The organism is Novosphingobium sp. Chol11 (assembly GCF_945870625.1).
Taxonomy (GTDB): domain Bacteria; phylum Pseudomonadota; class Alphaproteobacteria; order Sphingomonadales; family Sphingomonadaceae; genus Novosphingobium.
Window position 1 is genome coordinate 48,056 of the sequence record NZ_CAMBTS010000003.1, and the last position, 22,172, is coordinate 70,227.

Genomic DNA, 22,172 nt, shown 5'->3' on the forward strand with positions numbered 1-22,172 from the left:
GCCCGCACCGCGCTGCGCGGCGAGTTTTACATTGAACTTCGATTGACAATGCATTGAAAATAAAAGTAGCCTGCAAGGGTGAAGGTGACGTCACCGAAAAATCGGGGCGGAGGAACACAGTGGCATCAGCCTGCTCAAAAGGCTGGTGCAAAGGTAGCTTGTTCAGGGATCAGACAAAAGGGGAGTCACATGCAAACGATCAAGAAGTCATTGCTTACGGCTTGTGCAACATCGCTGGCAATCGGCTGCGCCTTGCCCGCTGCCGCTCAGGATGCCGCCGCCAACGACGACCAGTCGGTCCTTTCCCAAGAAATCGTCGTGACCGCGCAGAAGCGCAGCGAGAATGTGCAGGACGTGGGCATCACGATCAACGCCTATTCCGGCGAGCAATTGCGCGCGCTGGGCATCCAGAAAAGTTCCGACATCGCCAGCTACTCGCCCGGTGTATTCATCTCGGGCAGCCTTGCCGGGCAAAACACCCAGTTCACCATTCGCGGCGTAACGCAGAACGATTTCAATGACATCGTTGAAGCACCTAATGCGGCCTATCTGGATGAAGGCTACATCGCGATTGCACAAGGACAGTCGTTCGCGGTGTTCGACATCGAGCGCGTCGAGGTTTTGAAAGGACCGCAAGGCACCCTGTTTGGCCGCAATGCCACCGGCGGTCTGGTCCACTACATCAGCACATTGCCCTCGCTGACCAAGTGGGAAGGCTATATCGACGCCCGCTATGGCATCATGGAAGGCCCCGCCAGCCCGAGCGTGTTCACGTTGCAGGGCGCGGTCGGCGGGCCGCTGAACGAGAAAGTCGGCGTGCGCGCCGCAGGCCGCTGGAACAAGCAGCAGCCTTACTTGCGCAACCTCTATCCGCTTGGCGCGGTGGGCGGCTCGCCCGGCCCCGGCGCCGGTGCCAATCTCGGCGACGATGATACGCTGGCTGGCCGCTTCACCGTGTTGCTCGAACCAACCGAGGCCACGCAGTTCATCTTTTCGGCCAATGGCTCGCGCAGCCGCGTCGCCACCGGCCCTTATCAGCAGAAGTCGACCATCGCCCAGTTCGACGCCAACGGCGAACTTATCAACGTTCTCAATGCCGGGCCCAACGAGACGCGCGCCTCGATCGGCGTGAACGGCGCACCTAATGTGATCAATGGCGATGCTGGTTCGGACCTTAATAACGACGGCGTGTTCGGCGGTCCCGGCGAAATTTACGGTCGTGCGCCCGGTGCAGACTTTTTCGGCTACACCGACCCTGATGGCAACGGCAACCTCTTCTCCAGCGATTTCGCGTTCAAGGATCAGGGCTATGTCGATACCTGGGGGCTGAACTTGCGGGGCAAGATCGACCTCAGCGACAACGTCACGCTCTCGTCGATCACCGATTACAAGAACTTCAAGAAGCTGCTGTTCATCGACGTGGACGCTGGCCCGGCCAATCAGCTGGCCAATTATGGCAGCGTCGATGCCAAGAGCTTTACGCAGGAGCTGCGCCTCAACGGCAAGGCCGACCGGCTGAACTGGGCGGCAGGGCTTTATTATCTGCACATCGACAATCTATCGAGGAACGGCCTCAAGGCCCCGATCAACGGCCTTGTACCGGGCAACCCGATCGACATTGCCTCGACCGCGCGGCTCAAGACCAACAGCTACTCGGCCTTCGGACAATTCGATTATGACCTGACCGACAAGTTCCGCGTCATTCTGGGCGCGCGCGTCATCCGCGAAGAGAAAGACTACAATTTTATCCAGGAGCTGTTTTTCTCGCCCGATCCCCGGGTCATCCAGCCAGGTCAGCCGCTCTTTCCCATCGGGCCGATCTATCCCGGCGGCGTGCCGTCGCGCTACCTCGACAAGAATGGCCAGACGCTGTGGGCGGGCAAGCTTCAGTTCGAGTATCGCCCGTCTGAGGGCACGCTGCTGTATGCGGGCGTCAACCGCGGCGTAAAGGCCGGCAGCTACAACGCGCAGCTCAACGGCGGCCTTGCGACACCCGACTCGGCGATCCGCTATGCGCCGGAAACCCTGTGGTCCTATGAAGGCGGCTTCAAGCTCTCGCTGCTTGACAACAAGGTGCGGCTGAACGGCGCGGTCTATTATTACGACTACAAGAACTATCAGTCGTTCCTGTTCACTGGTGTTTCAGGGCTCGTCATCAATTCCGATGCGCGCACGATCGGCGGTGAAATCTCGCTGATCACCAACCCGATACCCGGCATGGATCTGGCGCTGACCTTCTCCAAGTTCGACGCCAAGGTGAAGAATGTGCCGCTGCGCGTGGGCGGCCCGATCCGCAAGGATCTGAAACCCACTTATGCGCCCGAGACGCAAGCTTCCGGGATCATCCGCTATGCCTGGGATATGTTCGGCGGCGAGATGGCAGCCAACGCCAACATCTCGTACTCGGCTTCGTTCTTTTACAATCTGCGCAATTTCGATGCGGACAAGTTTGGCGCTTATACCAACATCGACCTTGGCCTGGGCTGGACATCGCCCAGCAAGAAATATGAAGTAGGGCTGATGGTCGATAACGCCACCAATCGCCGTATCGGCCTACAAGGGTTCGATCTGGCTGGTCTATGCGGATGCAACGAGGTGTCGTACAAGCTTGCACGCACTTTCGCGATCCGGACCCGCATCAGCTTCTAGACTTGCCATCAAGCCCGCCGCTGCCTTTCACCAGGCGGCGGCGGAAAGCTTCTCTAACTCAAGGGCTTTTCCGACGTGGCCGCCAGCAAACGTATTTTGATGATCGTGCCCGTGCCGGTGCCCGACGTTGCCCTGCCCAGCTTTGCGGCGCAGATTCCGCTCGAATTGGTGCGACCGGATATCGGCATCGATTTCATCGGTTGCCGCAATGGCGCAAGGCTGATTGATTCGCCCTATGAACAGACGCTGGCCGATGCTTGGGTGCTGGAGGCAGGCGCGCGCGCCGAGGACCAGGGTTATGCGGCGGTCTGCGTCAATTCGATGAGCGACAGCGGGCTGGCTGCGCTGCGCTCCCGCTTGTCCATACCGGTCGTAGGACCAGGTCGCGCATCGTTCTTTCTCGCCGCCGACCTCGGCAAGAAATTCTCGGTGCTGACGATGTGGCAGCGCTGGCATCCGCTTTACGAAAAGCTTGCGCTCGAGACCGGCCTTGGCAGCTGCCTCGCCTCGATCCGCGATATCGACACCCGCCCCGATACGGCAGAGCTGCTGGCGGGCAAAGAGGACATCGTCTTTGCCAAGCTGGAGGAGCAAGCCCGCCGCGCGATCGACGAGGACGGCGCCGATGTGATCATCCTTGGTTCGACCACCATGCACCAATCGGCGACTTGGCTGGCATCGCGGTTGGAGGTGCCGGTGATCAATCCCGGCCTTGTCGCCTTCAAGTTGTGCGAGACGTTGATCGATCTGGGTCTGGCGCATTCGAAGAAGACCTATTTCGCCCCTGAAACTGCGCAGGATGATCTGTTGAGCCCGGTTCCGACGCTGTATCCCTGAACGAGGCACGAGCGCACAGCGCGTAGCCGCAACTGCCTTTGCCACACCTTGCCGGATCGGACGCTATAACCGATAGGGGAGCGTGACAGCAGCAGCGGGAACAGACGCTCGACCATGAAATCGAAATACTATCGCAACTGGCACCTCGCCAACGATGAAACCGAGTTCAAGGTGACCGAACTCGAGTTTGCGCTGATGCGCGTGATCGAAGCGTTCGCGCGGTGGGTCGCAGCCGCCGACGAAATGGTCGGCCTTTCCGAGCTGAAACATGCAGAGCATGTGATCCTGCATGTCATCCGGATGCAGAACCGCCCCAAGAGCGGCGCGACGATCGCGCGGCTGCTCAACCGCGACGATCTGCCCAACATCCAGTACAGCCTGCGCAAGCTCGAAAGCATCGGTCTGATCCACAAGATCAAGGAACCGGGCAGCAAGAATCACACGTATTCAATTACCAAGCTGGGCGAAGATCTGACCAACGAATATTCGCGGATGCGAAGCGAAATCCTGATCAAGAAATTCCGCAGCATTGCCGATTTCGACGGGCGGGTTGAGGACGCGACCGAATTGCTGGCGATCATCACCGGAATTTACGAGGAATCGGCGCGGTCATCGGTCTCGCTCAACCATGTGAGCGAGCCGGATTGAGCCAGCGCCTTGCACTATAGCCCCAGCTCGGCGCGCGGGCGCATCAGCGTGTCGATGCAGGCATAGAGGATTTTTTCGAGGCAGGGCATGAGATCGGGCACATACGTCGCGCCCATGCCGCCCAGCCCCTCGGCAATCGGTTCGGGCGATCCTGCGGCAGGCCAGGGCCAGCCGATGCGCGCGGTGGGCACGCCAAGGCGGCGCAGCGCTGCGCCGTCGGTTTGCCCGCCGAGCGGATCGGGGGTAGAATAGGCCTTGCCCTCAATCTGCTCCCACCCGCGCCGGCAAGACTGAATGATCCAGTTGGCCGGATCGGTGCTGCCGCCGGGCGTCGAGCCATACATCTCCCAATCGCAATCGATATCAGGGAAGCGGCGCGCGAGATCATGCATGAACGCCTCGAACTGAGCCTTGACTTCACCCGGCGTGGTGCGCGGGCTGATCCGAACATCGAGAAAGATTTCGGTGACTGCGCTGGGGAACGCGGGCCGACCGGGCCAGCCACCCTGCACCCCGGCAATCCAGCCATGGGGATAAATGTCGCCCGAACGGTTTTTCTCGGCATACGCGATCAGCCACTGTTCGATCTCGAGGATCACGGTGGCAGCGGGGACCACCGAACTGCGGAAACCCGGAGTGCCGCGCGGGACACCGGCATAGCCCAGCGTGCCTTTGACCTGCACTTTGAACCAGCCCATGCCGGGCTCCTCATGATAGACCCAGTTCCATGGCTTCATGATGATCGCGAAATCGGGCGCCATGCCGCGATTGAGCAGATGGAACACGCCGTGGCTCATGCCCGCATTGTCGCGCTCGGGAATGGTGACGGGCATGCCGCCATCGGCGAACCCGACATTGAGATTGCCGAGCAGTGCAGCATCGGTCTCGATCAGCGCCGTCGCCACTTCGAGCAGGCTGGCGACCATCGCCTTGGGGTTTGACGAGCCCAGACCATAGATCCAATCACCGACCATTTTGGCAGATGGACGCAGATCGGCGAACTGCTCGGGCCCGGCCCAGGGAAAATCGCTCTTGTCGCCCTCCAGATGCGTGTCGATCGGAGCATAGAGCAGCAGCGTGGCGCCGCCGCCGCTCCCGCGCTTCTCGCCCAGCACATTGGCCGAGATCGGCGACATCGGATCAAGCATCGGTTTAAGCCCAATGCGCGCCATGTGCTGCGCGACGAATTCTGACGCGGCGCGGGTAGCACCGGTCGGGGAATGAATGTCGGTGATGTCGAACAGCAACTGCTTGAGACGCGCCGGATCGAGCTTGGCGCGGGCCTTGGCGTAAGCGGCCTCCATTTCCGGAGTAGAGGGCGCAGCGGCGGTGGGTTGCATAATCAGATCTCCCGGAAGGCGGCGTGGGCGAGAATAGCGGGCGCATTGGCGAACAGCTGGCGGTCGGTGCCGGGCGCGGCGATGATCTGGAGGCCGAGTGGCAGGCCATCCGCGCCCCATGCCGCGGGGAATCCAAGGCAGGGCACGCCGATCGCGGTCCAGATGCGCTGGAACGCGGGATCGCCGGTCGCGCTCAGCCCGGCCGGGGCCGTGCCGGGCGCACCGGGAACCAGCAGCAAGTCGGCCTGTGCGAAAACTTCGGGGCAGAGCGCCGTGCATTTGCGCTGGAGCGCAAGAGCGGCCTGATAATCGGCCTCCTTTTCGGCCTCGCCCTGATCGATCATGGCGGCGAAGGCCGCGCTGACCTGCGCCGGATGATCTCGGCGGATATAACCCAGCATAAGCGCGGCTTCGCGGCGGTGGATGAGCGCCTGCGCCGCCGACAGCCAGGCAAATGGCGCGGGCAGCTCAATGTCGATCACGCAATGGTCGGCGGCTTGCAGCCCGGCGGCAAATGCTAAGAAGGCGTCCATCATCGGCGCGGAGGCCAGCGACCAAAGCGGACTGCGGCACAGGCCAATGGTGAGCGTAGACACGGCAATTGGGCTTGCGCTGTCTTGCGCCAAGACCGCATCTGCGGCGCCCAGCACGGCGAGATTGCGCGCAAACAGGCCAAGCGTATCGAGGCTGGGCGCGGTTTCCAGCACACCGCCAAGCGGATAGCGGCCGAACGTGGGCTTGAAACCGAGCGTACCGCAGAAGCTGGCGGGACGAATGACTGAGCCTGCTGTCTGGGTGCCGAGCGCAAAGTCCGCTTGTCCATCGGCGACCACGGCTGCCGATCCGCTGGAGGAACCGCCGGGGGTATGCGCCAGATTGCGCGGATTGGCGGTAGGGCCGGGATGATAAGTGGCAAACTCGGCGGTGACGGTCTTGCCCAGCACGACCGCTCCCGCAGCGCGCAGCCGGGCCACGCTGGTCGCATCGGCCAGCGCCCGATGGTCGGCATAGATGGGCGAACCATGCGTTGTGGGCATGCCCGCTACGTCGATCACATCTTTAACGCCGAGCACCAGACCCGCGAGTGGCCCCGCGCCGCCTTGCGCAGAACGGTCGATATGCACCCAGCCCCTTACCGCCGCGTCGCGCTCGTCGATGCGGGCCAGGCAATCGCTCAGTGCCATCCCCTCAAGCGCCCACGAACCGGTGGCCCCAAAGCATGGGCGCATCATAATTGCGGATTTCCCAATCCGGCCCGATCTCCCGTCCGCCGAAGCCATACTCCATCCAGAAGCCGGACGGGGTCTGGAGATAGAAGCTTTGCATATGGTCGTTCGAATGCTTGCCCGGCTCGATCATCACCGGGATCCCCATGTCGCGCACCAGATCATAGCCATAACCGACGTCGTCCAGCGACTGAGCCTCGACCAGCAAGTGCATCAACTCGCCCGCAGGCCCCGGATCGGCCTTCATCAGCGCCAGCGTATGATGGCGCGGATTGCAATGCAGGAACACCGCGTCGTTATCATCCCACGCGATGTAGTCCGACACGGCAAAGCCCATGACCTCCTCATAGAATTTGACCGAGGCGGACAAATCATCGACCCAATAGACAACATGGCCAAGGCCCAGCGCGCCGGTCTTGTAGCCGCTGATCCCCCGGCTGGGAGTGAACGGGGTGTTCGATACCAGCGGACCGAAATAGAGCTCCTGCCGGTTTCCGATCATCGGGCAGGTGAAGCTGTAAAGCTGCTTGACCTTGCGCTCATCGCACAGCGCGGCGGTTTCGGCAGTGACCACGACCTGACGCTTGCGCAAAGCGTCGACCGTCGCCTCTAGCTTGGCCACGGTCGCTACCTCCCAACCGATCACCGTTACACTGTCGGAGTCTGAAGGAACCAGCGTCAAGCGGTGATGATAGCTGTCGATCCGGTAATCGATCGCGCCATCGCCCCGGGGACGCGGCTCCATGCCAAACACCTTTTCGAGCAGCGCGCGCCATTCATCGAGCTTGCTGACATTGAAAGCGACATATCCCAGACTGTCGACGCCCATTTCATCTACTTTCCGCTAAATTTCAGCTGGCTACGAACCGTTCCGAATGAATGTTGTCAGGAGCCAGGCCCAGTGCTTCGAGATGGCTGCGCGCGGCCTCGACCATGCCTGGTGGACCGCACAGATAAGCCACCGACGCAGGATCGATCGCGCCGCCCTGCCCCACTGCCTCGACCGGATTGCCGACGCGCACCGGGTCTGAGGCCGGACCGCGATCAACCGACAATTGGACCGAGAGGCCGGGAAGCCAATGCTGGCGCAATTCCAGCGCATCACGGTGGAACAGCCCCTCTTCGCTGGTGCAGCCAAAGCTCAAAAGGATGGGCGGTTTGCGCCCCGGCCGAGCGCGGATCTGGTCGATCATCGCCATCATGGGAGCAAGGCCCGTGCCGCCGGCGATCATGATATGCGGGACCTTTTCGCCCTCGCGCAGGAAGAACGCGCCGTGCGGCCCGGCAATCTCCACGACCGCATCGGGGGCTGCGCGATTGAGCAACCATTCCGACATCACCCCGCCTGGCAGCAGGCGAACGAGCAGTTCGATCTTGGGCAATTGCGCGGGCGTGGAGGCAATCGAATAGCTGCGTGTCTGATCGGTTCCTGGAACCTTGATCTGAATGAACTGACCTGGGCGAAAGTCGATCCAGCTGCCTTCTGCCAGCTCTAGCTCCAGTCGGATCACGTCGGCGGCGACGCGCTCGACCGCATTCACGAAAGTCTGCGCCGCGCTCACCTGCTGGCCGCCAGTACTGTCATAACCCAGCGTGAAGCGGCAATCGCCGCGCGCTTGAGTGACGCACAGCAACCGCTTGCCCGCTGCCATTTCCGAGGCGAACAACGAGGAGTTGCTGCCGGGCAAAGTGCCTGCCTCGCCCTCCACCAATGTCGCCAGACAGCTTGAGCAAGTGCCCGAACGGCATTGATGGAGCAGCGGCAGTCCGGCTTCCAGACCGGCCGCAAGAATGCTGCTGCCGGTCGGAATGCTCAAGGTATGCTCGGCGCCGTCACTGAACGTGAAAGTGACATGAGAAGCGCCGAGGTCCACCGCTGTCTGATCGCTCTCAGTAGCTGTTAACATCTTCGATCTTTTCGACAAAATAACCGGGAGCCTTGCCCTCGGCGAGCCGCCGCAGGCGGATGCTCGATGTCTTGGTGGCACCCGTTACACCCTTGCCCGGCTTGGCAATGCCGCGGTTCCAGCGCGAGGCGACCTTGCGCCAGGTGATGGCCGAAACATCGGTGGCGGCCAGTTGTTCGTTGTCCCAGCCAGTGCCGTCGGCGTAAAACTCCTCCATCGCTTCGCGCGCGTAGAGATCGCAATCGTTGAACCCGCGCAGGCACAGAGGCATGAACACCCGGTCGAAGCGGTGCTTGAACGCCTTCTTTTCCTCGTCGGTCTTGCAGACCCGGACCATCACTTCCCAATACTCGTAGAGGTCGTCGGTGATCGGCACATACCATTCATACTGGACGATATGTTCTTCGGGCCAGTTTTCGACCATCAAGCAGCCAGGCAGGACGACCGACGTGCGATAGAAGCGACCATTGAGCGCATCGATCTTGAGACCCAATTGCGGGTTCTCCATCACCGGCTTCCACCGATCGGTGAACAGCCACTGGATCAGGCCCTTGGGGCCGTCTTCGTCTTCGGTGAGCGTGATCGGCTCTTCATGATCGGGCAGGATACCCAGCGGCAGCACCCAGTTCAGTGCGTGGACGATGGTGTTCTCCATGTGCACCAGAATGTGCGCGTTATCGAACCCATTTTCGCAGGCGATGCGCCAGTTGCTCTGGCCAGTGCGATGCAGCCCTAGTGCCACCGCGCCTTCATCGAGCAGGCTCGGCGCCGCGGGCCAAAGCGGATGCGGGAAGCGCTCGCTGTTTTCCGGAAAGCGGATCGGCAGATCCTGCGACAACGGCGGAACATCCTCGAGCGGATAATCGTCTTCGCGAACGAACACGAAGATCATGCCGCCGGCTTCTTCGACAGGATAAGAGGTGATGCCCGCGGTGCCGACGAGCGGATCATCGGGATTGGCGACGATGGTCGAGAGCAGGCCATCAGCCAGATCAAACGTAAAGCCATGATACCAGCAGGTGATCGAGCTTTTGTTGAAGCAGGTCGGCTTGGCCGAAAGACGCACGCCGCGGTGCAGGCACTGGTCCTTGAGCGCGAAAACCTTGCCATCGACACGGCGCAGCACGATGGGGATGCCGCAAATCTGGATGCCTTCGACTTTATCCTCGGGCAGCTCCTCGCTGAACAGCGCGGGATACCAATGATTGACGAAGCCCCAGGCGGCGTCCTTGTATGGCTGGTACTGGCTTTGCAAGGCGCTGTCGTTCAGCCGCTTGTCGCTGGTACTCATCCGCACGGTGGTGCGGCGGCGGATCGGTGAGGCTTCGTTCATCGCGCAAATCCTTTCAAGGAAACAGGACAAGTCATTGAATTAAAATGCTAGAGCGTGCCGAGAAGGAAACGGGAGACGACATCGTCATGCTCCTCTGGGCGTTCCCATTGCGGCCAATGCGCGCAGCCGCGCATGATATGCTTTTTGGCGCCGGGAATGATCGCCTCAAGCCGGTCAGCCGCATCTTCGCCGTGGATCGGGTTCTTGTCGGTCCACAGTACCAGCGCGGGGCAGCTGATTTTCCGGATATCGTCTTCCTGCCAATAATATTCGGCAATATCGGGGGCGAACAAGCGCTCATAATACTCGATCAGCGCGGTGCGGGTTTCGGGGATGAACCACAGCGTCTGGCGCAATTCGACCAGTTCGTCGGTCACACCGCCGAGCGGCATCAGCCAGTCCAGACGCTTGCGCAGCAGCTCGCGCGTCGGGTTCAGCAGCGCGTTCATCGAGGTTTCGCGCAGCGCGTTGAGGTCTGATCCGCCCTCGTGGACATGGGCGGGATCAAGATGCATCCCCCACGAAGTGTTGAGAATCACCTTCGAGGTGCGATCCGGATGGTTGATCGCCATATCAAAGGCGATCCAACCGCCGAGCGACTCCCCCTCGACCACCGCCTTTTCAATGCCGAGATGGTCCATCAGATTGATGAGCTGATCAGTGAACTGGGTCAGCCAGTTTTCAGCAGCGCGAGGCGCGCCGTTTGAGTATGCCGGACGCGAAGACATGCCATGCCAGATGAAATCGATCGCATGCGGCTGGCATACTTTGCTCAGCCGCATCAGATTGCGCGAGTATGTCTCCGCATGGCCGCCGCCGCCATGGAGCAGGAACACATGTTCGCCGCTGCCCGGCGCAGAGATGGCGCGGGTCGTGTACTTTCCGGTATCGATGAACCGAGTCTCGGTACCGAGCAGATCGACATGGATCGTCATTGGCCATTCTCCCGCAGCCAGAGCCTCATGCTCCCGAGTCTCATGAACCCTTGCCGCTGATGGACAGTGTGACATCATGAAATAGAAAATCAATTGATATTCTATCAAAGCTGGCCGATCACCGGTTGACTCGACCCTGGCATGATCGCAACTCTGCGCAGAGGCTAACGCAGATCTGCCGCCGGTGAGATTCTCACAGAAGGACCGCTGAATGTCGCATGTTGAAAACCGGATGCGCCGCGCCAATCACTTCAAGCTGGGCACGTTTTCCACCAATTGCTCTGGCGGCATGTCGGTGACCAAAATCCCGGAGCGCTGGGATGCCAGCTGGGAGAGCAATCTGGCGATCGCGCAGTTGCTCGATGATGCCGGGATTGACTTCATGCTGCCAATCGCGCGGTGGATCGGCTATGGCGGGGAGACCAATTTTCACGGGTCCGTGCTGGAAACGATGACTTGGGCAGCGGGGCTTCTGGCCTTGACCAAGCGCATCTCGGTCATCGCTACGATCCACACAACCGCCAATCATCCAGTCGTCGTGGCCAAGCAGATCGCCACGATCGATGCCATCGGCCGGGGTCGCGCCGGGCTCAATATCGTGGCCGGCTGGAACAAGCCCGAATACGAAGCGCTGGGGCTGACGCTGCCTGACGACCACGAGACGCGCTATGGCTATGCGCAGGAATGGTTCGACATCATCGAGGCGCTGTGGAGCAAGTGCGGCGCGTTTGATATGAAAACGCCGCACTTCGATCTCAAGGGCGTTGAATCCGAGCCCAAGCCGGTAAACGGGCGGCCTCCGATCATGAATGCGGCGGGATCAGAGCTCGGGCGGGAATTTGCCACGCGAAATGCCGATTTCCTGTTCACTTCGGTGATCGACTTCGAACGCTCGCGCGGGGAAATCGCCGAGCTGAAAAACCAGGCCGCCGCTGCGGGCCGCGATGTCGATGTGCTGACCTTCAGCCATGTCGTTTGCCGCCCGGCCGAGCAGGAAGCGAAGGACTACCTCCAATATTTTGCCAAGGACAACGCCGACTGGGTCGCCGTCGACAATCTGGTGCGCCTTCAGATCGCGCATGCACATAGCTTTCCGCACGACCTGTTGATGCTCATCCGCGACCGCTTTGCGATGGGCCATGGCGGCGTTCCTCTGATCGGAACGCCCGAGCAAGTGGCGGACGGTATCTGCCAGATGCACGATCTGGGCCTTGGCGGGACAACCCTCTCGTTTGCCGACTATACCAAGGAGTTCCCGTATTTTCGGGATAATGTGCTGCCCATTCTAGAGGCGCGCGGCATCCGCCAGCCGGGTTAACCGCGAGCGCGGATCAACGGGCGTAAGCCGCCGCCAGCGCGAGCACGCCCTGTGCTTGCTTCAAATGCGGAAGATCGAGCATCCGCCCGTCCAGCCCGACGGTGCCCGCGCCCGGCTCTTCGGCAAAAGCGGCGAGCACGCGGTGCGCGTGATCGATCTCTGCGGACGAGGGCATGTAGCTTTCATTGATCGCTGCCACTTGCGCTGGATGAATGGCAAGGCGGCCGGTGAAGCCCTCACCGCGCGATTCCTGCGAAGCTGCGCGCAGCCCGGCCTCGTCGCGGAAATCGGCGTAGAGCGTGTCGATCGGCTGCACCCCGGTCGCGCGCGCCGCCATTAGCGTGAGGACCCGCGCCATGCGGTATGCCATCGCCCAAGCCCCAGCCGGATCGCGGTTTGTGCTGGCACCGAGCGCCGCGGACAGATCCTCCGCCCCCCACGTGAGGCCCACCAAACGTTCCAAACGGGCGCCGGCATAATCGCCCAGCCGGAACGGGGCGATGGCGGTTTCGGTCGCCACCGGCAAGATGCGAATTGATCCGGCGGGAACTCCGGCCTGCACTTCGAGGGCATCGAGATAAAGCGAGAGCTTGAAGACATCGGCGGGGCCGTCGGCCTTGGGCAGCATCAGCCCATCAGGCTGAGCCGAGACGACCTCGACAAGGTCTTCCAGCGCCAGCGCAGTATCGAGCGGATTGATCCGCACCCATAGCTGGCTTGTGCGCGCGGCGCGGGGCCTCGCGCGCAGGAAATCCGGCACCAGTTCGCGCGCCAAAGGCTTTTGCGAAAGGGAGACCGAATCCTCCAAATCGAGGATCAGCGCATCGGCGCCCGCGCCATCGGCCTTGGCCAGTTTCTTCGCGCTGTCGCCCGGGATGAACAGCAGCGAGCGCAGCGGGGTCATGCCGGCTTCTTCCGCTGCAGCCCGCTGCGCTTGCACGTGGCAACCAGTTCGCCGCGCTGGTTGTGCGCGCGGTGAAGGAAGGTGACGATCCCGGCATCGGGGCGGGATTTGGAATCGCGCAATTCCACCACCTCGGTCTCGATCCGCAGCGTATCGCCGATGAACACAGGGGAGGGAAAGCGGACCTCGTCCCAGCCGAGATTGGCAACCGCCGTGCCGAGCGTGGTATCGCCCACTGAAACGCCGACCATCAGCCCCAGCGTAAACGCCGAATTGACGATGATCTGGCCGTACTCGCTATCTTTCATGTATTCGGCATCGAGATGGAGCTGCGCCGGATTGTGCGTCAGCGCGCAGGTCATCAGATTGTCGGTCTCGGTTACCGTCCGCCGCAGCGCATGCGCAAACTTCTGCCCCACAAACAGTTCATCAAACCAGACCCCAGCCATCCGTGCCGCCCCAATCTTTCAAGGATTATGCCCGGCTGCCGGGCGTTCCTTCAAACCCGTGGGTAAGGCCAAGCGGCGCACCGGGCAACCGGCGTTCGAACCACAGACTTAGGCAAATGATGCAGACGGCAGAATTGCAGAACGGCAGCTCACCACTTGCCCGCCCCGGGAAACTTGCGGGCGCTGAGTTCGTTGGCCGAGATCACCGGCGCTTCGCCGACCGGTAAACCGTTGCTGGCTGAGATCAGCGCGGTCAATTTCAGCACTTGCGCTTCAGACAAAGTGCCTGCCTGCCCCACCGGCATCGTCGAGATAATCCGGCTGCAAAGCGCGCGCATCGGCTTATCGCTGTAGGCGGCTCGGAATGCCGGCACGATCAGGCTTGGCCCCAGTGCACCTTGCAGATTGGGACCATGACACACCGCGCAAGTATCGGCAAACAGGCGGCGGCCTTCCTCCACTTGCTCGGCAGAAAACGTGGCGGGCACCTTTGGCATGCGCCGCGATGTTGCGGGTGCCGCCGATGCTGCCGCTGCCGCTGAGACGACTGCCGCCAGCAAGAGCAAGCGCATCATGGCCTCACGCATCCATTCGCCAGAACCTTCGGCCCAGAACGCGAGATATCGCGGCGCGCCCGTTTCATCAGCAGCCTTCACGGCTTGGCCGGAGTGCGCGCACTCCAATGCATATGCGCCATCGACCAGCGCCCGCCGCGTTTGAACCACGCCTCGGTCATGTGGTACATCACTGTGGGTTCGGTTGCGGCGGGCAGCCCGCCTTTCCGGCCAATCACTGGCATCGCGAATGTGGCAACCACAGCGTCTCCTTTTGGCGAGACGCGCATTTGCAGATCTTCGATGGCCAGCGATGACACGCCCCCGCCCTCGCCCACAACTTTGGTCCAGCGGGTCACATAATCCTGCTTTACCCAGCGCGCGTTCGGGCCGTTCCAGACCATGATGTCGTCATCAAAATAGGAAAAGTACGCCGCCAGATCATTCACGGCATAGGCCGCCGCGACTTTGCGCACGAGCGCTTCCACTTCGGCGCTGGCGCTGGCCTGCGGCGAGGATCTGGCCATGCTGATCTGCGCTGCTGCGCTCACGGGAAGCGCCATGGCGGCCAAGCTCAGGCAAATCCGGCGAAAGCCTCGCATCGGCTTACTTAAGCCCGTAGGCGATCCACGACGCCCCTTTCGCGCTGCTCGACACCGCCACCACAATGCGCTGACCGGCGGCCGTCTGGTAGCTGACCGGCGATGTCGTTGCCCCTGCCGGCATGGGAACCTGGCCAACCAGCGCACCAGTGCTCTTATCATACGCGCTCAGCTTGGCCGGGCCGTCATAACCTGCCGTATCCCAGACAACGCTGCTGCCGTCTGGCACCAGCAGCAGCGATTTGGTAACAATCAGCGGCACGCGCGAAGCGATCCCCGTTGGCGGAAACTTTGCCCCCTTCAATGCCGGATTGGCGCGGATCTGCGGATCATCGCCATTGGCGATGGTCCACAATTTATCGCCCTTGTTCATGTCATATGCGGTGATGCGGCCATAGGGCGGCTTGATGATCGGCAATCCTGATGATGTCGGCGGGACCAGCGGTAGCCCGCCATGATCATAACCATCAGGCTTGGGGGCACCTGGCGCGACCGGAGCAGGTTTGCCCGGAACCACCGGCTTGGGAATGATATAGGCCGTGCTTGCAGCCGGATCGGGCGCCTTGATCAAGCCATAAACCGTCGGTTTGGTTCTTGCAACAGCGTAATAGCGGCCGGTTTCGGGGTCGAATGCACCAGTATTCCAGTTTCCTGAACCCCACACCCCGGGCGAAGCCAGTGTGCCCAGCGAGGTTTCGGTGATCAGCGAAGGCGGGGTAAACAAAGGCCCCAATCGGTACTTTGCAGCCGTCGCCTGCGCCTCTTTGGCCGTTTCAGGCGTGAAGCTGGCAAGGTCTGCCAGCGTCACACCCTGCTGATCGAAAGCTGGCGGCTTGGATGGGAAAGGCTGCGTTGGCGAGGTATGTTCGCCCGGAATGTCGGACTGCGGAACGGGTCGCTCCTCGATCGGCCAGACCGGCGTGCCCGTTGCCCGGTCAAACACATAAAGGAACCCGGTTTTCCCGGCCTGAATGACCGACTTGATCGGACGCCCATCGACGACCAGATCGGCCAGCACCGGCGGCGCGGCCAGATCATAATCCCAAAGATCGTGATGGACCATCTGGAAGTGCCACACACGCTTGCCGGTCTTGGCATCCAGCGCCACCAGACTGCTGCCGAAAAGATTATCGCCCTTGCGGTGGCCGCCATAATACATCGGCGGGGCGGATAGCGGGACATACACAATCCCCAGCGCCTCATCCGCGCTCATCGGCGACCACGCCCCTTGCGCGCCGGACGATTTCCACGCGTCGCTTTGCCAGCTTTCAAAGCCGGGTTCGCCCGGCTGCGGCACCACATGGAAAGTCCATAGCAGGTGCCCGGTGCGCACATCATAACCGCGCACGTCGTCGGAGTGTCCTTCCCAGCGATCCCCCGAATCGCCCGATCCGCCCCCGACCTTCACGCCGCCGCGCCCGCCCACGACGATCACATCACCGACAATCAACGGGCCATTCGTGCCGCTATAGCTGAAATCCTCCTGCGTCGCCCACCCCACATAGACCGAGCCATTGTCGCCAAAGCCGGGCGCAGGCTTGCCCGTTTCGGCATCAAGCGCATTGAGAAACTTGCCGCGGATTGTGACCACGCGTTTGTCCTTGCCATCGGACCAATATTCCACACTGCGCGCGCTTTCGGCCGCAGCACGGCGCAAATCGACCGGCAATGGCGTCTGCACCCATTTCGTCACGCCTGTCGCGGCATCGAACGCCTCGATCAGGCCAATGCCATTCGAAACATAGGCGACACCATCGACGATGGTCGGCATGCCGCGCAAATAGGCGGACGGCGAGAGATCTGGAAATGCGTCAGTGTAAAGCTTGTCAACCGAGGGCCGCGTCCACAGCACCTTGAGCTTTTTGAACGTGGCCGTATTGACCTCTGCCGAGGGGCTATAGCGCTGCATCGACTTGCTGCCGCCCTGCCCCAGCCACTGGCCAAAAACTGGCGGTCCTGAAACTGGCGGTGCGGAAACTTGTGCTGTCGCGACTTGGCCCAAGGCGCTTGCGGGCAAGGCGGCAAAAATTGCGCCAACCAAGGCTGTCTGCAGCAAAAACTTGGGGATCGCATTCATACCGTTCTCCAAAGCCGTTCAGGCACAACCGAGCACGTTGCCAAACACATGGAAGGCCGCCAAGCGATCACCGAAGCAGCGATGCGCCAACCCTTGAAACGCGATTAGTAGACAATTAATTTTCCTCTGGGTCAACGCTCGATTCGCAGCAGCTTCGCCAAGTTTCGGCGCTGAGAGACATGCCCAACGATGGGTTGCAATGACCATGGGCAGACCGCGCCCCCGCCACCAAGGGCAGAGCCCCCCCGGCGCGCAGCCTAGCTGGGGTCAAACAGCGCGTACGAGGGGTCTTCGGCCGAAGCACGGCCGCGCGCGAGCAGGCTGGCGATTGGTTCCACTTTCCAGCCATCGGTCGATGGATCGATCCGGTTCCAATCATAGACCACGCCGCGATGGGCGATCTTCCAGACATTCGCGCGGCGCTCCAACCGATCAAGGTAGCGCCCCGCAACCACAAGATTGATCTCGCCCTCCCCTCCATGCATCACATGATGGGCATGGAAATAGGACTCGCAGGCTGCCTTATCTCCATCAATCTCAATGATTTGGTTGGCAATGATGTGCTGCGTCCGCACATAGCTGGCAAGTTGCACCATCACCCATTCCGAAAACGCACGGGCGGTGCCCTTGAAGATGCCATGGTCATCGGTCGCATCTTCGTGAAAACAATCGTCGATCAATCGCTTGTCCCGCCGATCGATCCCGCGCGCCAATTGGCAGATGACATGGGCAATGGCCTGGCGGTCTGCCACTTGGCGCAGCGCCGCTGCAAATTCGTCGGACGATGCCATGCTGACCAACTCCTGTCCTGCTCGGGCCTTCACGGTTAGGCTCTGCGCCATAGGACCGACACTCTCTAATTTTTGAGTGGAGGCAGATCGCCGAAGTTGCGATACGAAATATGATATTCAAGCCGAAAACCCCTGCGAATTGTCACGGCGAAGTGCACAGGAGCTTTTTCATATGAGCGATTATGACGCACGCGAAATTCGCCGTCCCGCGGCCGATGTTTCAAAACAGCCTGAGCCCACATTACGCGGCACGCCCATCACTCCAGAGCGCTATTACTCCAAAGAATTCATGGACCGAGAGTGGGACAAGATCTGGACGCGCACATGGCAGATCGCCGGACTTGAAAGGGAGCTGACCAAGGAAGGCGATTACATCACAACCTCATTGGGGCGCGAAACCATCCTGTGCACATTCGGCGAAGATGGCAAAGTCCGCGCCTTCTACAATGTTTGCCAGCATCGCGGCATGCAATTGATGGCGGCGCCATCGGGCAATGCCCGGCTGCTCACCTGCCCCTATCATGGCTGGGCCTATGATATGCAGGGCACGCTTAAGACTGTGCCCGATGTCGCTGATTTTGCTCAGGGCAACCCTTGCGGCAAGCTCAATCTGGTCGAAATTCCCTGCGAGGTCTGGGCGGGCTTTGTCTGGTATAATCTCGACCCGGACTGCGCGCCTTTGAAGACATTTCTGGGCCCGATCGCCGATCAGATCGATTCGTATCCGATGGCGGAAATGGTGAGGACGCACTGGGTCACGGTCGAGGGCGATTTCAACTGGAAGCTGGTTCAGGATAACTTCAGCGAATCCTACCATGTGCCGTTCGTGCACCCGAGTTCGAAGTTCGTGATCGAATATGGCCGCCAGCATTGCCAGTTCGATCATTATCCCGAAGGCCATTGCCGGATGTTCATGCCCGGGGCCGGGCCTGCGGATTCGGTTAAGGGCGGGGAGAACGAGACGCTGGCATCGCTAAGCGAGGAGCTTAAGCGCTGGGAGCTGAACCCGGACGATTATCGCGGCGGCAAGACTCGCAACATCCGCCGTGACCTGCAGCGCCAGAAACGCAAACTGGGCCCGGAGAAGGGATTTGATTTCTCATCGTATCACGACGACCAACTGACCGATAACTGGCATTATACGATCTTTCCCAACCTATCGTTCAGCCTGAAACCCGATGGCAACATCTGGCTGCGCGCCCGCCCGCACGAAACAGACCCGGAAAAGTGCTATTTCGACATGTGGTACATGACCCTGTTTCCCAAGGGTGAGACGCAATACTATTCGTGGGTCATGCGCGAATTCGTCTCCATCGATACCCCCGCGGTCCATGTGCAGGGACCTTACGGCACCGTTTCCGCCGGCGGCGCAATCAATGAGGATCTCGACATTTGGTCAGCGCAACAACGCGGCCTGCGCTCGCGCGGCTACAAGCGTGACTATCTCGCCGGGCAGGAAAGCCGCCTGCGCTACTTCCATGAAACACTGGAAGACTGGCTGGCACGATAGAGTGGTGCGCTGCGAGACCGCCAACGTTGTTGGAGAAGCATGGGGAAACGTTTGCGACTTTGTCGGAGTAGCGCTGTAATCCCCACGGCCACCTAAACCACAGACCGTTGGCGGATTAGGGTGCACCTGCGTTACAGTGCCTGATAATCCTCGATATGGATGGCCCACGCATTCGGCACGAACTGGTTTACCATCGCGCCATTGTCGGGGAAGCCGCCGTTCGCGTTGCCGAGCCATTCATTCAATACCGCCGCCACGCCGAAAGGTAGCTCCGCAGTTATGACGATCCTGACAGGAGGTCATTGCCATGACCAAGAGCGCTTAGACGACCGCACCTAAACCTGCCCAATTGGCCAGCCCAGAGACGATGAAACCGGCCGCAGAACAGTCGATCTGGCAGATGCCTTTGCTGATTTGATCGTCAGGTTGGGCAGGGCGCGAACAATCTTCATGTTCTCCAGGCTGACTGTGATCATGCTCTGGACCTGGCACAAGAACAGGGGATAAGCTGGATCAGCAACCATCACTATCGCGTAGCACTTGGATTAGTTCACGATGTCGCTGGCCTTGTCGACCCTCGCGCACAAGCGCTGCCTGACCCATTCGAGCGGGAAATTGTCGTTTACGACGTAGTTGTTAGTGCCGACGTAAAATGGGGCCAAACACGAGTCTAACAACAATGATTGGCACCATTTCATTTGGGTGTTGCAAAATTTTTCGTTTATCAAACACTAACCGATGGATTAGTAGTACCACTCTGGTTGATACGCGCCAATCATTGCGCCGGCTTCTGCTGGTCGTTGAAGATCAAGGAAGCGGACGCTTATGGGGAGGGGTCTGTGGTAGCTGCGTTGAGGAACGATAGCCCTTGCGTCGTCGCCTCGTGCTGCCCGGCGGCTGATCGTGCTGTCGGCAAGATCGCTTTTCTCCGGCTAGGCGCGGCACTGCTGATCTGGCTTTTCGCCGCATGGTTCTTGGCGCCTTCGGCCCTCGCGCGCGAGCCGCGATTGGCATTGGTGATCGGTAACAGTTCCTATCAGGGCTTTGACCGGCTCGCCGCCACGGTTATCGATGGAGACCGGGTGGCTGCGGCGCTCAACAGCGCCGGGTTCGTTGATGCGACCGGCACGGGCTCGGTCACTGCGCACCGCGATCTGACACGCGAGCAAATGCTGTCGCTTCTGGAACAGTTTGCGGCGAAGCTAAAGGCTGCAGGACCGGATGCCTTCGGCATGCTCTACTTTTCAGGACACGGTGCCGCGCTCGGCACATTTGGTGACTTGATGCTACTGCCAGTGGATGCAGACCACACGCTCGGCATCGAAGCGACTAGCCTGTCGCGGGCAGCGATTGCGCGTAAACTGCTTGGCTCGGGCGCAAAGAACCTGCTCATTGTGCTCGACATGTGCCGCAATGTGCTGACGGAGCCCCCGCGACCGAACGCTACGCCCGAGGTCAACATTGCGGCACCCGGCGGCGAAGCCGGCCCCGACGGAACCAAGGGGCTCAAGCGGATCGTACGGCAATCCGATCTGCTCGTGCGGCCCGATCAGGGCTATCTGATCGCTTATTCGACGAGCCCTGATCAGGTTGCCTTCGATACAGGCACTTTCTCGCGCATCCTCGCCGAAGAGATCCGCCGCCCGCAGCAGGACATAGCCGAGACGCTCAAGCGCACGTCTGATCGCGTGGCGATGAGCGCCATCCAGTCGCGTGGCAATTTCCAGAAGCCAACTTTCGACTATGGGCTGCAAGGAGCGCCGCCGTGCTTCATCAGCTGCGGTGCAGGCAGTGAAGGGCGGTTTCTCGACTGCGCGAACTGCCCCTATATGCGGATCGTCCCGGCCGGACTTGCAAACGTAGGGTCACCCGCGACCGAAGCGAAGCGCGACCGCGACGAGCCACTGCAGACCGAGCAGCGGATCGACCGCGCGTTCGCCATCGGCATTTATGAAGTCACCATTCCCGAGTGGGGGGCCTGCGTTCGCGACAAGGCATGTCAACCGATCGCCAGCTGGAGCAAGGACAATCCCAATCCGTCGATCCCGGCGACTGGCCTTGCCTACCCCGACGCGCTTGCCTTCACGGCCTGGCTTTCGGCACAATCGGGGCAGCACTATCGGCTGCCAACCGGTGCCGAATGGGAATACGCCGCCCGTGCGAGCGCAAGCACGACCTTTCCCTGGGGTGATGCGATCACCCCGAGCGATGCGAACTACGATCAGACGGCAAGCTATCGCGGCTCGGCGACGGCACCCTACCGCGGCTATCCCGAGGCGGTGAATGCCTATCCGCCGAACGCCTTCGGCCTCTACCAGATGAACGGCAATGCCTGGGAGCTGACCGCGGATTGCGGGGACAAGTCCTGCACAGCGCACATTGCCCGCGGCGGCTCGTTCGAGAGTGCGCCGGACGAACTGCGAGCGGCCAATCGCTTCGCGGTCTCCGACACAAAGCGGCGTACCGATATGGGACTTAGAGTTGTAAGGGACATCAGCGCAGACGAGGTTATGCAATAGTGGACACGGCCTTATGCGAGGCGGGGCGCAAACGACAGGGGATGAGCGATGCACACGAAGTTCTGGACGATCTTGATTGCAGCACCGACTGTGGCGGGCAGCGCTTTGCTGCCAGTCCCCGCATTTGCGCAGACCTATATCTGTTCCGGGGCCTGTCTGCCGGTTTATGGCTCCAGTTCGACCGAATCGCGCTTTGGCGGCTCGAACTCGCTCCAGTTCCAAGCGGCTTCGGTGGGTCTCGACCTGTCCGATATTCAACCCGAAGGCGAGGATCGCTCTCTTCCGCAGGGCGATTCCGACACGATCGGCGGCGCCTTCACCTATGGCAAGGCGGGCTTCCAGAAAGTCCAGCGTGTTGATCTGCGTTATCAGCACGCGCGGCGATTGGGCGAGGGTTCGCGCGCTCGGCTGCTCATCGATCTGCCCTGACGTGACCCCCTGATTTTCCTCCAAGAATGATTAGAGTCCGGCCCCTTGAAGGACGGACAGATGAAGCGATCACGGTTCACGGAAGAGCAGATTATCGGAGTGCTGAAGGAGGCAGAGGCGGGCGGGAAGACAGCTGATCTGGCC

21 protein-coding genes are annotated in these 22,172 nt (G+C 60.9%); 8 read left to right on the top strand and 13 right to left on the bottom strand.

The annotated features are described in order from the left end of the window. Positions 1 to 189: 189 nt before the first annotated feature. The 3 genes from Q0O40_RS01265 (at position 190) to Q0O40_RS01275 (ending at position 4,134) form a co-directional block, all read left to right on the top strand. On the top strand, positions 190 to 2,649 hold the full coding sequence (locus tag Q0O40_RS01265; RefSeq protein ID WP_295525185.1) for a TonB-dependent receptor: 2,460 nt from the start codon (positions 190 to 192) through the stop codon (positions 2,647 to 2,649). Between the two features lie 75 nt (positions 2,650 to 2,724). Beyond that, positions 2,725 to 3,486, top strand: coding sequence for an aspartate/glutamate racemase family protein (locus tag Q0O40_RS01270; protein ID WP_295525188.1), 762 nt, complete (start codon positions 2,725 to 2,727; stop codon positions 3,484 to 3,486). Positions 3,487 to 3,600: 114 nt separating this feature from the next. Beyond that, complete coding sequence (locus Q0O40_RS01275) at positions 3,601 to 4,134, top strand: winged helix DNA-binding protein (RefSeq protein ID WP_295525190.1); 534 nt, start codon at positions 3,601 to 3,603, stop codon at positions 4,132 to 4,134. Positions 4,135 to 4,148: 14 nt separating this feature from the next. On the opposite strand, the gene Q0O40_RS01280 is transcribed toward Q0O40_RS01275, so the two are convergent. From Q0O40_RS01280 to Q0O40_RS01305, 6 genes are read right to left on the bottom strand one after another with little or no spacing between them, the layout of a single operon-like run. After that, a complete protein-coding gene (locus Q0O40_RS01280; RefSeq protein WP_295525192.1) occupies positions 4,149 to 5,438 on the bottom strand; it encodes an acetylornithine deacetylase in 1,290 nt (429 codons plus the stop codon). Between the two features lie 38 nt (positions 5,439 to 5,476). Further along, a complete protein-coding gene (locus Q0O40_RS01285; protein WP_295525194.1) occupies positions 5,477 to 6,658 on the bottom strand; it encodes an amidase in 1,182 nt (393 codons plus the stop codon). Between the two features lie 4 nt (positions 6,659 to 6,662). Then, entirely contained in the window at positions 6,663 to 7,529 is an 867-nt protein-coding gene (locus Q0O40_RS01290) for a VOC family protein (protein WP_295525196.1), read from the bottom strand. Between the two features lie 22 nt (positions 7,530 to 7,551). Next, positions 7,552 to 8,607 carry a 2Fe-2S iron-sulfur cluster binding domain-containing protein gene (locus Q0O40_RS01295; protein WP_295525198.1) on the bottom strand — a complete coding sequence of 352 codons (1,056 nt, stop codon included), beginning with the start codon at positions 8,605 to 8,607 and terminating at the stop codon, positions 7,552 to 7,554. Further along, the gene (locus Q0O40_RS01300; RefSeq protein ID WP_295525200.1) at positions 8,591 to 9,940 is read right to left on the bottom strand and encodes a Rieske 2Fe-2S domain-containing protein; all 1,350 of its coding nucleotides are present in this window, start codon (positions 9,938 to 9,940) and stop codon (positions 8,591 to 8,593) included. Before Q0O40_RS01300 ends, Q0O40_RS01295 begins: the two co-directional genes overlap by 17 nt. A gap of 47 nt (positions 9,941 to 9,987) precedes the next feature. Next, complete coding sequence (locus Q0O40_RS01305) at positions 9,988 to 10,875, bottom strand: alpha/beta hydrolase (protein ID WP_295525202.1); 888 nt, start codon at positions 10,873 to 10,875, stop codon at positions 9,988 to 9,990. Positions 10,876 to 11,086: 211 nt separating this feature from the next. Between Q0O40_RS01305 and Q0O40_RS01310 the strand changes: the two genes are divergently transcribed. Further along, on the top strand, positions 11,087 to 12,193 hold the full coding sequence (locus tag Q0O40_RS01310) for an LLM class flavin-dependent oxidoreductase (protein WP_295525204.1): 1,107 nt from the start codon (positions 11,087 to 11,089) through the stop codon (positions 12,191 to 12,193). A gap of 13 nt (positions 12,194 to 12,206) precedes the next feature. Here Q0O40_RS01310 and Q0O40_RS01315 read toward each other — a convergent pair whose 3' ends face one another. From Q0O40_RS01315 to Q0O40_RS01340, 6 genes are all read right to left on the bottom strand, one after another. Continuing rightward, entirely contained in the window at positions 12,207 to 13,097 is an 891-nt protein-coding gene (locus Q0O40_RS01315; RefSeq protein ID WP_295525207.1) for a CoA ester lyase, read from the bottom strand. Further along, positions 13,094 to 13,546: a MaoC family dehydratase gene (locus Q0O40_RS01320; RefSeq protein WP_295525209.1), complete on the bottom strand. Its 453-nt coding sequence runs from the start codon at positions 13,544 to 13,546 to the stop codon at positions 13,094 to 13,096. Before Q0O40_RS01320 ends, Q0O40_RS01315 begins: the two co-directional genes overlap by 4 nt. A 149-nt stretch (positions 13,547 to 13,695) precedes the next feature. Continuing rightward, on the bottom strand, positions 13,696 to 14,202 hold the full coding sequence (locus Q0O40_RS01325; RefSeq protein WP_295525212.1) for a cytochrome c: 507 nt from the start codon (positions 14,200 to 14,202) through the stop codon (positions 13,696 to 13,698). Further along, positions 14,199 to 14,663: a nuclear transport factor 2 family protein gene (locus Q0O40_RS01330; protein ID WP_295525214.1), complete on the bottom strand. Its 465-nt coding sequence runs from the start codon at positions 14,661 to 14,663 to the stop codon at positions 14,199 to 14,201. Before Q0O40_RS01330 ends, Q0O40_RS01325 begins: the two co-directional genes overlap by 4 nt. 43 nt (positions 14,664 to 14,706) lie before the next feature. Then, positions 14,707 to 16,779: a PQQ-binding-like beta-propeller repeat protein gene (locus tag Q0O40_RS01335; RefSeq protein ID WP_295525217.1), complete on the bottom strand. Its 2,073-nt coding sequence runs from the start codon at positions 16,777 to 16,779 to the stop codon at positions 14,707 to 14,709. A gap of 257 nt (positions 16,780 to 17,036) precedes the next feature. Next, complete coding sequence (locus tag Q0O40_RS01340; protein ID WP_295525220.1) at positions 17,037 to 17,570, bottom strand: nuclear transport factor 2 family protein; 534 nt, start codon at positions 17,568 to 17,570, stop codon at positions 17,037 to 17,039. Positions 17,571 to 17,742: 172 nt separating this feature from the next. On the opposite strand from Q0O40_RS01340, the gene Q0O40_RS01345 reads away from it, so the two are divergent. Next, positions 17,743 to 19,080 (top strand): aromatic ring-hydroxylating dioxygenase subunit alpha, encoded by a 1,338-nt coding sequence (locus Q0O40_RS01345; protein WP_295525223.1) that lies wholly within the window; start codon positions 17,743 to 17,745, stop codon positions 19,078 to 19,080. 131 nt (positions 19,081 to 19,211) lie between these two features. On the opposite strand, the gene Q0O40_RS01350 is transcribed toward Q0O40_RS01345, so the two are convergent. Beyond that, positions 19,212 to 19,337 carry a hypothetical protein gene (locus Q0O40_RS01350; RefSeq protein WP_295525225.1) on the bottom strand — a complete coding sequence of 42 codons (126 nt, stop codon included), beginning with the start codon at positions 19,335 to 19,337 and terminating at the stop codon, positions 19,212 to 19,214. A 543-nt stretch (positions 19,338 to 19,880) separates the two neighbouring features. Here Q0O40_RS01350 and Q0O40_RS01355 point away from each other — a divergent pair. From Q0O40_RS01355 to Q0O40_RS15840, 3 genes are all read left to right on the top strand, one after another. Continuing rightward, positions 19,881 to 21,599, top strand: a complete 1,719-nt coding sequence (locus Q0O40_RS01355; RefSeq protein ID WP_295525228.1) for an SUMF1/EgtB/PvdO family nonheme iron enzyme — start codon at positions 19,881 to 19,883, stop codon at positions 21,597 to 21,599. A 48-nt stretch (positions 21,600 to 21,647) separates the two neighbouring features. Then, the gene (locus tag Q0O40_RS01360) at positions 21,648 to 22,028 is read left to right on the top strand and encodes a hypothetical protein (protein WP_295525231.1); all 381 of its coding nucleotides are present in this window, start codon (positions 21,648 to 21,650) and stop codon (positions 22,026 to 22,028) included. A gap of 60 nt (positions 22,029 to 22,088) precedes the next feature. After that, positions 22,089 to 22,172: transposase (locus Q0O40_RS15840; protein WP_367183703.1), on the top strand; the 84-nt coding region annotated here is incomplete at its 3' end.